The organism is Companilactobacillus miaonis (assembly GCF_036913615.1).
Lineage (GTDB): Bacteria > Bacillota > Bacilli > Lactobacillales > Lactobacillaceae > Companilactobacillus.
The window spans coordinates 1-13,103 of sequence record NZ_JAYKTX010000011.1; the positions used below are offsets into that span (position 1 = coordinate 1).

General features: G+C 37.4%; 16 protein-coding genes and 1 pseudogene. 14 read left to right on the forward strand and 3 right to left on the reverse strand.

Annotation, left to right across the window (positions count from 1 at the left end):
• The first annotated feature begins 172 nt into the window (after positions 1-172).
• Entirely contained in the window at positions 173-766 is a 594-nt protein-coding gene (locus U8521_RS09810) for an ECF transporter S component (RefSeq protein ID WP_334333161.1), read from the forward strand.
• A gap of 45 nt (positions 767-811) precedes the next feature.
• The gene (locus U8521_RS09815; protein ID WP_334352603.1) at positions 812-1,351 is read left to right on the forward strand and encodes a GNAT family N-acetyltransferase; all 540 of its coding nucleotides are present in this window, start codon (positions 812-814) and stop codon (positions 1,349-1,351) included.
• Positions 1,352-1,403: 52 nt separating this feature from the next.
• On the opposite strand, the gene U8521_RS09820 is transcribed toward U8521_RS09815, so the two are convergent.
• Positions 1,404-2,078, reverse strand: coding sequence for a type 1 glutamine amidotransferase (locus tag U8521_RS09820; RefSeq protein WP_334352604.1), 675 nt, complete (start codon positions 2,076-2,078; stop codon positions 1,404-1,406).
• A 70-nt stretch (positions 2,079-2,148) separates the two neighbouring features.
• On the opposite strand from U8521_RS09820, the gene U8521_RS09825 reads away from it, so the two are divergent.
• The gene (locus tag U8521_RS09825; protein WP_334352605.1) at positions 2,149-3,477 is read left to right on the forward strand and encodes a C1 family peptidase; all 1,329 of its coding nucleotides are present in this window, start codon (positions 2,149-2,151) and stop codon (positions 3,475-3,477) included.
• 276 nt (positions 3,478-3,753) lie between these two features.
• Here U8521_RS09825 and U8521_RS09830 read toward each other — a convergent pair.
• Positions 3,754-4,410, reverse strand: a pseudogene (locus U8521_RS09830) (EAL domain-containing protein); the annotation flags it as partial.
• A gap of 217 nt (positions 4,411-4,627) precedes the next feature.
• Between U8521_RS09830 and U8521_RS09835 the strand changes: the two are divergent.
• On the forward strand, positions 4,628-5,365 hold the full coding sequence (locus tag U8521_RS09835; RefSeq protein ID WP_334352606.1) for a MerR family transcriptional regulator: 738 nt from the start codon (positions 4,628-4,630) through the stop codon (positions 5,363-5,365).
• A 102-nt stretch (positions 5,366-5,467) separates the two neighbouring features.
• Positions 5,468-5,920: a CopY/TcrY family copper transport repressor gene (locus U8521_RS09840; RefSeq protein ID WP_334333156.1), complete on the forward strand. Its 453-nt coding sequence runs from the start codon at positions 5,468-5,470 to the stop codon at positions 5,918-5,920.
• A 72-nt stretch (positions 5,921-5,992) separates the two neighbouring features.
• Here the strand turns inward: U8521_RS09840 and U8521_RS09845 are convergent, their stop codons facing one another.
• Positions 5,993-6,421, reverse strand: a complete 429-nt coding sequence (locus tag U8521_RS09845) for a GNAT family N-acetyltransferase (protein ID WP_334352607.1) — start codon at positions 6,419-6,421, stop codon at positions 5,993-5,995.
• 161 nt (positions 6,422-6,582) lie between these two features.
• Here U8521_RS09845 and rsmG point away from each other — a divergent pair, with 161 nt between their 5' ends.
• From rsmG to U8521_RS09890, 9 genes are all read left to right on the forward strand, one after another.
• On the forward strand, positions 6,583-7,308 hold the full coding sequence (gene rsmG, locus U8521_RS09850; RefSeq protein WP_334352608.1) for a 16S rRNA (guanine(527)-N(7))-methyltransferase RsmG: 726 nt from the start codon (positions 6,583-6,585) through the stop codon (positions 7,306-7,308).
• A 129-nt stretch (positions 7,309-7,437) separates the two neighbouring features.
• Positions 7,438-8,214 (forward strand): ParA family protein, encoded by a 777-nt coding sequence (locus U8521_RS09855; RefSeq protein ID WP_135373568.1) that lies wholly within the window; start codon positions 7,438-7,440, stop codon positions 8,212-8,214.
• Positions 8,195-9,064: a ParB/RepB/Spo0J family partition protein gene (locus U8521_RS09860; protein WP_334333153.1), complete on the forward strand. Its 870-nt coding sequence runs from the start codon at positions 8,195-8,197 to the stop codon at positions 9,062-9,064. Before U8521_RS09855 ends, U8521_RS09860 begins: the two co-directional genes overlap by 20 nt.
• A 9-nt stretch (positions 9,065-9,073) precedes the next feature.
• Positions 9,074-9,337, forward strand: coding sequence for a DUF951 domain-containing protein (locus U8521_RS09865; RefSeq protein ID WP_334333152.1), 264 nt, complete (start codon positions 9,074-9,076; stop codon positions 9,335-9,337).
• Between the two features lie 3 nt (positions 9,338-9,340).
• Positions 9,341-10,444, forward strand: a complete 1,104-nt coding sequence (gene ychF / locus U8521_RS09870) for a redox-regulated ATPase YchF (protein WP_334333151.1) — start codon at positions 9,341-9,343, stop codon at positions 10,442-10,444.
• A gap of 15 nt (positions 10,445-10,459) precedes the next feature.
• Positions 10,460-11,206, forward strand: a complete 747-nt coding sequence (locus tag U8521_RS09875; protein ID WP_334333150.1) for a DUF1129 family protein — start codon at positions 10,460-10,462, stop codon at positions 11,204-11,206.
• Positions 11,207-11,518: 312 nt separating this feature from the next.
• Positions 11,519-12,181: an ArsR/SmtB family transcription factor gene (locus U8521_RS09880; RefSeq protein ID WP_334352609.1), complete on the forward strand. Its 663-nt coding sequence runs from the start codon at positions 11,519-11,521 to the stop codon at positions 12,179-12,181.
• A 74-nt stretch (positions 12,182-12,255) separates the two neighbouring features.
• Positions 12,256-12,903 (forward strand): DsbA family oxidoreductase, encoded by a 648-nt coding sequence (locus U8521_RS09885; RefSeq protein ID WP_334333148.1) that lies wholly within the window; start codon positions 12,256-12,258, stop codon positions 12,901-12,903.
• A gap of 2 nt (positions 12,904-12,905) precedes the next feature.
• Positions 12,906-13,034 (forward strand): hypothetical protein, encoded by a 129-nt coding sequence (locus tag U8521_RS09890; protein ID WP_281275468.1) that lies wholly within the window; start codon positions 12,906-12,908, stop codon positions 13,032-13,034.
• The last annotated feature ends 69 nt before the right edge of the window (positions 13,035-13,103 follow it).

Consider the following 13,103-nt stretch of genomic DNA (forward strand, 5'->3'; position numbering starts at 1 on the left):
CTTAAATTATAACAAAAAAGAAAGCGCTATCTAATCTTTGGAACGATTAGATGCGCTTTCTATCAAAGAAACTACTTTTTCAGCAGCCTCCCTGTGTGGTGGGGTTCTTTTTTTGTCCTTTTTAACATATTCGGGTAAAATTAAGAAAAATTAATTTGAGGACGTGAGGAATTTGCAAAAACGGAAGGCATATCGGACTGCCATCTTGGGTATTTTAATTGCCATTATTTTTGTGCAATCGATGGTTCCTTTTTTGGGTTACATTCCCACAGGATTCATTAACATAACGATTATTCACATTACTGTGATCGTGGCTGCCATTGTTTTAGGACCTAAAAGTGGTGCAATAGTAGGACTAGTTTGGGGAATTGGTACGGTTATTCGTGCTTTCACGAGTCCAACGTCAATTATCGATACGACAGTTTTCACCAATCCAGTCGTCGCCGTTTTACCGAGAATTTGTGTCGGATTGATTGCTGGTTTTATTTATCTTTGGTTTAAAAAGCACACTAGTAAAAAAGTTTTAGGGATGGCAATTGCCGCCGGAGTCGGTTCCCTAGTCAATACAGTCTTAGTATTAGGGTTGATGCGTTTGATGTACGCTAGCACAATGGCACAAGCATACGCAACCCAAACTGATCTTTTGAATAAAGTATTATTAGTCATTGTTGGGACTAACGGAATTCCGGAAATGATTGTCGCAATTATCGTTGCACCAGCAATTGCAACGGCGATATTTAAAACTAATCGATTTCTGGATAATTAAAGTTTTAATCTGCATAAACGATATAAGGTAAAGAAGGTAAGTACAGTGTTATCTTGCAAAGTGTCGGATGATATTAAACTAGCAGTACCGAGGCCTGAAATTGATGGTCCTAAGTTATTCAAATTGTTAGATGGGCAACGAGAATATTTTGAGTATTATTTACCATGGTTAAAGTTAACTAAAGTGTCGGATGATGAAATTGAGTTTTTACAAATGACTAATCGCCATATGGGAACGAATGATTCATTAAACCTTATAATTTGGTATCAAGACGAAATTGCCGGGATGATTAGTTTTAATCATTTTGATCATTTACGAGCTAGTGCTGATATTGGCTATTGGTTGGATAAGAAGTTTCAAGGGAAAGGAATTATGACACAAGCAGTGAAGTGTATGGCTAACTTAGGTTTTGAAGATTATGGGTTAAATCGTGTCATAATTCAAGCAGCTGTTGATAATAAAGCAAGTAATGCAGTGGCTAAGAAAGCTGGCTTTATTTTGGAAGGAACATTACGCCAAAACGAACTATTAGACGATGGTTTCCATGATGAAAATCTATATAGTTTACTTAAAGAAGACTTATAGTAGTGATTTTATGTCTATTTTTATACAAAAAAACCCCGGCTTGCCGAGGTTTTTATTTTGCACTTTCTTTCATGCGTTCTTTATGAGCTTTGATGATTTCGTCGGCGATACCACGAGCGACGTTTTCATTTTTTAGAATTGGTCCGTGGGAATAGCTACCGATGGTGTTCTTGTAGCGCATACCTTCTTGACCGTCGTCAGGATTGTTGCCGTAGCCTTCGACCATTTCACCGAAAGGTTTTAGTTTGGTTTTGTCATCGAAATAAGTTCGGCCGCTGTGATTTTCAAAAGCTTTGACAGTTCCCCATTGGGTCTTGTATTCCGTGTCACCGATCATTCTACTATCAGCTTTAAAGACTGTGTGAAGGGGCAATATGTCCAAGCACTGAATAGTTTTCCCACTGCTGGTTTCATAATATTTACCTAAAAATTGGTAGCCACCGCAGATGCAAAGCATTGGTTTATCGGATTCGATGTAGTCTTTGATAGTTTGGCGGTGTCGCTTTATATCGGTTGCGACAACGGATTGTTCGAAATCTTGGCCCCCACCGAAGAATACGAAATCGTAATCGAAAGCGTTAAATTTCATACCAAGGCTGATATTGTCAACCTGCGTTTCATAACCTTTTTCTTTTAAAAGGAAACTGAGAATCTTGACATCACCGCTGTCACCGTAAGTGTTCATGAGATCTTCGTATAAATAAGCGATTTTAATAATTTCTGACATAATTTCTCCAATTTGATTAGAAATGTTGTAATTTAGTTAAATAATTGTAATATAGTTTAATAACGAGGTGATGAAATTGACTAAGGAAATCAATAATGAAATTTTAGCAGATTTTAATAAGAACTTAAATCAAGATGCAAGTAATAATGTTCTTAAAAATTCTGTAGCACAAGTGGGTATTTACAAAGCTTCTGAAAATCCTCAAGTAAAAACAAAGTTGAATCCAACTTTTAATCTCGAAGTTGAGACTGGCAAAGTTTCTAATCAAAAGCAATCTGGACGTTGCTGGTTGTTTGCAGCTTTGAATACATTGAGAACTGAATTTGCTTTGCGTAACAATTTAAAGGATTTCGAGTTGTCACAAAATTATTTATCATTTTATGATCGTCTAGAAAAATCCAATTATTTTTATCAAGAAGTCTTAAAGACAGCTGAATTACCAGTTACTGATAGAAAAGTAAATAATCTGTTCGAAAGTCCCAATGGAGACGGTGGCTTCTGGGATTATGCAGCTAATTTGATTGCCAAATATGGTGTCGTACCAACATATGCAATGCCAGAAACACAACCTTCTGAACATACTAATGAATTCGATGACGTTTTAGGTAAATTATTGCGTAAAAACGGTATTGAATTGCGTAGTTTAGTTCAAAAGAAGACTAGCCAAGAAGCAATCGACAAACGAGTTGAAGAAATGCTTAGCCAAGTTTATAAACTGTGTGTTTACTCATTTGGCCAACCACCAAAGGACTTTGAATTATCTCTTAGAACTGATGATGGCAAATTGATCGAAGCTGACAATATCACACCTAAAGAATTCTATAAGAATTACTTTACCACTAACTTGGATGATTATGTCACAATTGAGAATTCACCACAAAAGAGTAAGAAGTATCATCAAGTTTACGCAATTGATACTCAAAATAACATGGTCGGAAAAGAACCTCATACTTTCTTGAATCTACCAATGGAACGCCTCAATGATTTGACGATCCAACAATTGAAAGGTAATCAATTAGTTTGGTTCGGAAACGATGTCTTAAAGCAATCAGATCGTAAGAATGGTTATTTGTTAGGCGACTTGTATCAATACGACGAACTCTTTGGTATCGACAGTCAATTTGATAAAGGATTGAGACTAGATTATGGCGAAGCAGAAGTATCACACGCCATGACAATCACTGGAGTTAATTTGAAAAAAGGCCAACCAAACCGTTGGAAAGTCGAAAATTCATGGGGCGAAGAGAACGGAAATCATGGATATTACACGATGGACCAAAAGTGGTTTGAAGACAATGTATACGAAGTAGTTATCAATAAGAAGTTCCTCAGTGATGAAGAACGTAAAGATTTAGAGAAAGAACCAGAGTTGTTACCAGCTTGGGATGCATTAGCTTAGAGCAGAGCGTGAAGCAGGCCCGCTTAGGACTTGGCAGATAGCCTAGCTTCACGAATTGCGCGCGCACTTTGCGTGCAATTTGGGAAGCGTAGCTATATGTCCAAGTCCTGGCCTGCGGAACGCGTTTTAGCTATATCGCATAGAACAATGGTTATACCCAAAAGAACAACAACTATCTAAAATAGAAAAAATTACAAAACCAAAAAAACAGACGAACCCAACCTCCCAATCAAACAGGAGACAACAGGTTCGTCTTTTTATATACTAAAATTAAATTTAAGCCACAACTTCAGCCGGCTTACCATAAAGATAACCTTGCTGAATATTGATTCCAAATTTCTTCGCCAAAACTTGGTCGTTACCATCTTCGACACCCTCAAGCACCATACCTAGACAGTACTTTTTAGCTTGATGGACCCAAAAAGATAAGCATTCTGGAATCTTTTCAGGCTTTCCTGCCATACGGAAATTTTGCATCGCAAATTTGATACGATCAACGTATGGTAAAGTATGCTTAATATTTTCAAACGTATTTGAACCAGTTCCTACATCATCGAGTACCAAGGCAATATCATATTGATGCAACAAAGAACTATATTCCTTGATAATGTTTAAAGGCATCGATTCAGTCAATTCAATCGTCAATGAAATAGGAGAGATCCTTTTTTTCAAGGCGATAATTTCTCCTAGAGTTAAAGGGTCCAAAGCTTGTTCCCTGTTGAGGTTAAAAGAAATCACGCGATCAATTGAGCCGGTGGCTTTCTTTAAAGACTTCGCAGTTTCTTCGACCAACTTAGTTTGCTCTGCAATAGAAAGCTCGGTGAAATCATCAGGTAAATGCCAAGTCCCGTTATCCTCTTTACGTAACAAAACCTCATACCCAAAAACGGAATTATCACTTTTATTTACTTGCGGTTGAACAAAAAAACTATATTTCGTAAGTCTATCCTCCTATTTCAAAAAAATATTTATCATTTCCAAAGCCATATTTTATGACTTTTTAAAACGTATAGCAATTAATTGATATGTAATTTTAATCACAAGGTCTATACCAACAGTATTGTAAAATATAACGCCGTTATATGGCAAAAGTACTTGCACATCCCCCAACGTAATGAAGTAAAACAAGAATAGAAAGAGGTGAAAATCTATGTCAGAATACACCACTGGTGAATTAGCAAAGCTAACTAATGTTTCTGTCAGAACTCTACAGTACTATGATGATAAAGCTTTGTTGAAACCCAGTAAAATAGTTGGCAACGGTCGTCGTATTTACACCGATAATGATTTACAAAAATTAAAATTAATTTTACTACTCAAAAATTTAGGGTTATCACTCAAAGCAATTTCCGAAATCATTGAAAGTGATAATTCCATCACAGTTTTAAAACTGCTCTTGGAGCAACAACAAAAAGCGCTTAAAGATTCATTGAAAGATACTAAGGAACAGTTAAAAACCGTTGAAGAACTAAAAAATCATTTACCACAAATGGAGAAAGTAAATCTAACGACGATCGATGACATAGAAAAAATAATGGACAACAAAAGTAAATTACGTAAAGTACATCTAAGAATGCTTGGTTATGGATTTTTAATAGATTTAGTAGAATTTGGGACACTATTTTGGGGATTCACCCGTCACCAATGGTGGCCGTTTATCATCACGATTGGAATAGCTATTATTGGTGCTACTTGGATATCAATATATTATTTTAAAAATACGAATTATATTTGTCCAAATTGTGGAACTGAATTCAAACCGAATTTCAAGGAAGCATTTTTTGCTAAGCACAATCCAAAAGCTCGAAAATTGACTTGTCCAGCTTGCGGCAAGAAAGACTACTGTGTGGAAGTATATGATGAGAAAAAGGCTGTGATGGGAAGATAGGGCTTGGATGGAGAATCATATTAGAGGGCGACATACTTAATCTTCCACCCAAACAAAAGATTTATGTTATATAATTGTATGCATCAAGAGAGGAAGATTTTGATGGATACTGTAGTACCTAAAAAAGAACAGAAAAAAGAGATCTCTTCAGCTGAATGGCAAATTATGCGTATCGTTTGGACTTTAAATCACGTGACGAGTACGGAAATTATTAACTTAATGCAACAAAAACAAACTTGGTCAGATTCGACCATTAAAACTTTAATTACACGTTTGACTAAAAAAGAGTTTCTCAGCCGTAAAAAAGAAGGTGGCCGCTATATTTATTCAGCGACCGTTTCTGAACAAGACACGATGGATGAATACGCTAAGAGTTTGTTCAACGACTTTTGCGCTCACAAGACGGGTACAGTTTTAAATGAACTAATTGATTCGCTCGAGATCAGTCGTAACGATATCATAACGCTTCAAAAAACTTTGGATGAAAAGATAAAAACCGCTCCGGAAAAAGTAAATTGTGATTGCTTGCCCGATGGGTGTGACCATATGTGTTAGAAGCGTTATAATTAAGTTCCTTGGCAGGGGCACTAAAAAACCGCTCGAATTTTTAATTCGAACGGTTTTTCTTTATTTTAAGATCATGTCAATATGTGGGATACCATCTTCTAAATAAGTTTCTGAGATGGTCTTGAAGCCAAAGCTGCTGTAGAAGTCTTGTAGGTATGTTTGAGCTTGGATTCTAATTTTTACATTGGGAAAACGTTGTGTGATTTCTTTTAAAGTCGCCGCCACTATTTCTTTTCCCAAGCCAGAACCACGAAACTTTTTAACTACTAGCACACGTCCAAAGGTGATGTGTGTCTTTTTGTCAATGATTCGGGCATAGGCTTGTAGGTTGCCATTTTCGACTAAACAGACGTGGAGGTCGTTAAAATCGTCATCGTCTACTTCGGGATAGGGACAATTTTGTTCAACGACGAAGACTGCGGTACGTTGTTTAAAAATTTCGACTAATTCGTTTGGTTTGAGTTCATTGGTATGTTTAATGATTATCATTTTTTTGACTCCTAAAATTAAGTGTATTCATTATTAATTATAATATTTTTTAATACCTTAAAAATTAGAAAATACAAATCAAAAACAGCATTGAATTAAACGCTTCATTAATATAGGATTAAAGAGTGTGAAACATCTTGTTTCACGAGTGGAGGTATTGAATGAAACCGGAAGAATTTTTTAAAGCTTTAGCTCAAAAAGGTATTGAATTGAGTGATGTTCAAAAAGAACAATTTGCGACATATTTTCATGAATTGGTCGAGACGAATAAGGTCATGAATTTGACTTCGATAACGCAAGAAGATCAAGTTTATTTGAAGCATTTTTACGATTCAATCGTCCTCGGTTTTGTTGATGAAAAAATCTTAAATCAAGAATTGACACTCTGTGATGTTGGTTCGGGAGCTGGTTTTCCATCTTTGCCATTGAAAATCATCAACCCCAAACTCAAGATAACGATTGTTGATTCGTTGAACAAGCGAATTAAATTTTTGGATAGCTTAGTTAAAAAATTAAATTTAGACGACGTTACTTTAGTTCATGGTCGTGCTGAAGAAGTTGGCAAAAATAGTCAATTTCGTGAATCATTTGACGTTGTAACGGCTAGAGCGGTTGCAGCTATGAATGTGTTGACAGAGTTTTGTTTGCCACTAGCCAAAGTTGGTGGCCAGTTTGTAGCTATGAAGTCGGAAAAAGCTCCTGAAGAAGTGCAAAACGCTGAATTTGCCATCAAAACTTTAGGTGGCAAGATAACTCAACAAGAGTCAGTTGAACTTCCTAATGAAGCGGGAGTTAGAAACTTTATCTTTGTTGAAAAAATTTCTAAGACACCGAAAAAATACCCTCGAAAGCCTGGTACACCTGCAAAGAAGCCACTCGTGAAGTGATGTTGTAACTGTTAAAGAATACTGTAAAAATGATAAGATTATATAGTTATGGCAAAAGCGCCAAAAAGTGATTACCATAGATAATATTTTGTGAGATTGTAAGACAATTTCTAGAGATAGGGGAATAAAATGGCACGAAAAATATCTGTTGCAAATCAAAAAGGTGGTGTCGGAAAAACTACAACCACCATCAATTTGGGAGCATGTTTAACTGATCTTGGTCAAAGGGTATTGATAGTCGATACTGATCCACAAGGAAACGCTACTAGTGGTTTGGGAATCAAGAAGGCTAATGTTGAAAAAGATGTCTATGACGTTTTGGTCAACGAATATCCATTGAAGAAGACAATTATTCATACTAAACATAAAAATCTTGATATTGTGCCAGCAACAATCCAATTGGCTGGTGCAGAAATGGAATTGACTTCAATGATGGCCCGAGAAACTCGCTTGAGAGCCGGACTACAAGAAGTTGATGATGAGTACGATATTATCTTGATCGACTGTCCACCATCTTTAGGACAACTTTCAACTAATGCGTTTACTGCAAGTGATTCGATTATTATCCCGGTTCAAAGTGAATATTACGCTTTGGAAGGTTTGAGTCAATTGTTGAATACCATTCGCCTAGTTCAAAAGCACTTCAACACTAATTTAGCGATTGAAGGTGTCCTGATCACTATGCTTGACGCTCGGACTAACTTGGGTGCTCAAGTTGTTGATGAAGTGAAGTCTTACTTTGGTGATTCAGTTTATAAATCAATCGTACCTAGAAATACACGTTTAGCCGAAGCACCAAGTTATGGTCTACCAATCGTTGATTTCGATGATAAATCAAGGGGTGCACAAGCTTATCGTGATCTTGCTAAGGAGGTGTTAAAACGTAATGGCATCAAGCAAAAATAAAAAAGGTTTAGGCAGAGGAATCGATGCAATTTTTTCCGAATTTGAAGCAATTGACGAAAACAGTGAAACAGTTGTTGACTTATCTATCGATGATATTCGTCCTAATCCATACCAACCTAGAAAAACCTTCGATGAGGATGCCTTAAACGAATTAGCACGCTCAATCGAACAAAATGGTGTTTTTCAACCAATTATCGTACGTGAAAGTGTCAATGGTTTTGAAATCATTGCTGGTGAAAGAAGATTTCGTGCTAGTAAGATCGCCAAAAAGACGACTATCCCGGCAATCATTCGTCCTTTGAGTGAATCCGGGATGATGGAAATCGCCGTCTTGGAAAACTTACAACGTGAAGACTTAACTCCGCTGGAAGAAGCTGATGCTTATCAGACGTTAATTACCAAGCTGAATCTAACGCAAGAACAAGTTTCCCAAAGATTGGGTAAGAGTCGGCCTTACATCGCTAACTATTTACGACTATTGAATTTGCCAGAAGCAACTAAAAAATTGGTTCAAAGTGGTAAATTATCAATGGGGCAAGCTAGAACGTTGTTGAGTTTGAAAGATAAGGATCAAATCGACCAACTAGCCAAACGAGCTGTGAATGAAGATTTAACGGTTCGTCAACTTGAACAATTAGCTACTGAGTCAAAGCACAACAGCAAGAAGAAGAAAAAAGCTGTTCAAAAGTCACCATTTATCAAAGCTACCGAGGAAAAATTGGTGGAAAGATTTGACACACCGGTCTCAGTGAAAGAGACTCGTAGTGGTCATGGAAAACTCGAAATTGATTTCTCGAATACGGATGATTTGAACCGTATTTTAGACATATTAGGAATCCATTTAGATTAGAGGAATTGTATGTTTAAACTTGGAGATATTATTGGAATGAAAAAACCTCATGCTTGTGGGGAAAACCGCTGGGAAGTTATCCGAATGGGTGCGGATATTAAAGTCAAATGCCTAGGTTGTGGACACATCGTTATGATTCCACGGGCTGAATTTAACAAGAAATTCAAAAAGGTATTGACCCAAGCTGACCAGGTGAAAACGGAAAACGAGCAACATTACTTGAGAAAAGATCAACTAATGCCACCTAATATTATGAAAAGAAATGAGGAATAACTAATGGCTTTAACTGCCGGAATTGTCGGACTACCAAACGTTGGTAAGTCAACTTTATTTAACGCTATTACAAAGGCTGGTGCCGAAATGGCTAACTATCCTTTCGCTACTATCGAACCTAATGTGGGGATGGTTGAAGTACCAGATTCACGATTGGCTAGAATTGATTCATTGATTCCTGCTAAAAAGCTGATCCATACAACTTTTGAATTTACTGATATCGCAGGTATCGTAAAGGGTGCTAGTAAAGGTGAGGGACTTGGTAACAAGTTCTTGGAAAATATTAGACAAGTTGATGCCATTGTCCACGTTGTCCGTGCTTTTGACGATGACGATATCACTAGTGTTACGGGAAAAGTTGATCCACTAGATGACATTGAAACAATCAACCTAGAATTAGGGATTGCCGATCTAGATAGCATCAACAAACGTTATACAAAAGTTGAAAAAGCTGCTAAGAGTGCTAAGGATAAGGAAGCTCAAGCTGAATTTGCTGTCCTTGAAAAGATCAAACCAGTCCTTGAACAAGGTGGAGCCGTTAGAACGATTGACTTTAACGAAGAAGAACAAAAGATCGTTAAAGGCTTGTTCTTGTTAACTTCAAAACCAGTTTTGTATGTTGCAAACATTGCTGAAGACGATATGGCTGATCCAGAAGGTTCTAAGTACTACAAAATAATTGAAGATTACGCTCAAAAAGAAGGAGCCCAAGTAATTGGCGTCTCTGCTAAAACTGAAGAAGAAATTGCTGAACTAGATGACGACGAAAAGAAAGAATTCCTTGAAGCTGAAGGTGTTTCTGAATCTGGTTTGGATAAACTTATCAAAGCTAGTTACAAATTGTTAGGTCTTAGAACATTCTTTACTGCAGGTGGTAAGGAAACACGTGCATGGACATTCCATGAAGGTATGAAAGCACCACAAGTAGCCGGAATCATCCATTCTGACTTTGAACGTGGTTTCATTCGTGCCGAAGTTATGTCTTTTAGTGATTTAGATGAATTAGGCAGTGAAAAAGCTGTCAAAGAAGCCGGTAAACTACGTGTCGAAGGTAAAGATTACGAAGTTCAAGACGGTGATATTATCGAATTCCGTTTCAACGTTTAGTCCAGGGGGAGCAAAATGTCAGAGGATTTAAGAGAAAAGAATAAGAAGGCTGCACAAAAGCAACAAGCCGCGTCAGCTAAGAGCGATAAAAAAGAAGAAGTGACAAGTCAGATTTATAGTGCCAACGCAGATGACTTGCACAAAAAACTAAGTAACAAAAATGCTGAATACGTTTTTAAGTTGAACAAACACTTGCTTGAAAATGGTTTTAAGGAAGAAGAAGCCAAAGAAGTCATTGACGGATTATTACCAGAAATGGTTGAAAATCAAATCAAAGGTATACCTGCCAATCAACTTTACGGACCGGTTACTCAAAAGGCCCAAGAAATCGCCCATCCAGTCAAGAAACCTAAGAAGACACCATTCTGGGGACTATGGATCGATACAGCTTTACTATTCTTTGCTTTGTTTGGATTACTATACGGAATCGTTGCCTTAACATCTAAGAAGGCCGATCCAAATAATCAAACCGGTATCTTAACTTTGATTGTCTTGTCATTAATGTGGGGTGCATTGTTAACATGGTTCAACGACCAAATGCGCCTGCCAAAATCACAAAGACCAGGTTGGGGAAAGACAATTGCCTATTTATTAGTAGGAATGGTCGGAATGTTCTTGTTCCTAGGAGCAATGGCATTCGTACCAACAACCATCAATCCAACCTTGAATTCAGTAGGATACTTCGTCTCAGCCGCTATCGCATATGCGATTAGATTTGGCTTTAGAAAGTATATGGGAATTAAGGAAAGAACATTTTTCTAGAGAGCGTGTAGCAGGCCCGCTTAGGACTTGGCAGATAGCCTAGCTTCACGAATTATCCGCGCACTTTGCGGATGATTTGGGAAGCGTAGCTATATGTCCAAGTCCTGGCCTGCGGAACGCGTTTTAGCTATACCGCATAGAACCATGGTTAAAAACAAAAAAGCCTCAATAGAATTCACTGAAAAATTCTATTGAGGCTTTTTTACTATTATCAAGACAATCAAAAATACACAAAAATTGACAATCCATAAAAACTAATTAAACTAAAGCTATTCAATCAATTACTCAAATACCATCAAAGGAACCAAAAAAATGAACAAAATAGCCAATGAATACAAAACTAATCTCTACAGCGAATTGTCAAAAATCGGTAAAAGTTTATCCAGTGATCGTCGCTTAGAAATACTAGATTTGCTCTCCCAAAGTGAAAAAACCGTCGAATCCCTATCAAAACAGTCAGGGATGACCATTGCCAACACTTCCAGACACTTAAAAAATTTACGTGAAGCCAATTTAGTTAAGTATAAAAAGCAAGGTAACTACGTAATTTATCAATTGGCGTCCCCACAAGTGGAACAATTGTTTTATTTATTGCGGGATGTCGGTGAAAACCAACTATCAGAGATGAAACAGCTCCAAAGTCAATTCAATCTCGAACAAAAAGTCCAGACACTTGATTTGCCAGCAGCACTCAAATTACTGGCCAGAGATGACGTTCAGTTACTAGATGTCCGGCCAAAAGAGGAATTTGATGCTGGTCATATCAAAGGAGCTATCAATATTCCCGCTGACGAATTGAAAAAAGAGCTGCAACAACTCGATGCCAAAAAGGACATTATCGTTTATTGTCGAGGACACCTCTGTGCTTTAACGAATCAAGCAGCACACTTGTTAAATGAGAATGGCCATCACGCATACAGTTTGAACGAGAGCTATTATGATTGGCGTGAATTTGTCAGTGAGCAAGCAAATTGACATGTTGCTGAATCATGCTAGTATAAAGCTATTCAATCAACTGGTTGAATAGAAAAGATTAGAGGATAAAATTTATGGAAATTAAATATTGGTCAGATATTGCTTGTCCATTTTGCTATATCGGCTCAACAAGAATGAAAAAAGCTTTAAAAGAATTAAATCTATATGACGACACACCTTTAGAATTCAAATCATTTCAACTAGATCCAACCTTACCAACCACAACAGATAAAACAATGCTTGAGAACTTCTCATCCGGACATGGAATGACAACTGAACAAGCAACCGCTCAAATCGAACAGATTTCAAAAATGGGAGCTTCCGACGGATTAAAAGTTGACCTACTAAACGCTGTACCAACCAACACCCTCGATGCTCACCGTTTGATCAAACTGGCAGATTCATTGGGTGATCGGGATCTAACTGAAAAAGTTATCGACGCTTTTTACCAAGTGTACTTCAGTAATGGTGAATCAATCGCCGACCACGACGTCTTGAAAAAAGCCGCTACAACAGCAGGTCTAGACGCCGAAAAAATCGACGAAGTACTCAACAGCCGACAATTCGAAAAGGAAGTTCGGACTGACCAAATGGAAGCTCAACAATTAGGAATCCAAGGCGCCCCATTCTTCGTTATCGACAACAAATACGGAATTTCTGGAGCCCAACCATACGAAACCTTTGTCCAAGCTCTACAACAAGTACAAGCCAAGGAGGGATAATTATGGACGACAAGAAAAATACGTTCCAAAGCCTAGGCAGCGATGAAAGTGCTGTTTGTGGCCCAGAAGGCTGCAACATCAACGAACACCGCGCACAAGAAGAAAAGAAACAAGAAAATAAGAAGAACTAAACAGATATAGAATTAAAACCAAAACAGCATCCATTCAGAAAACCTGAATAGATGCTGTTATTTTTTAAA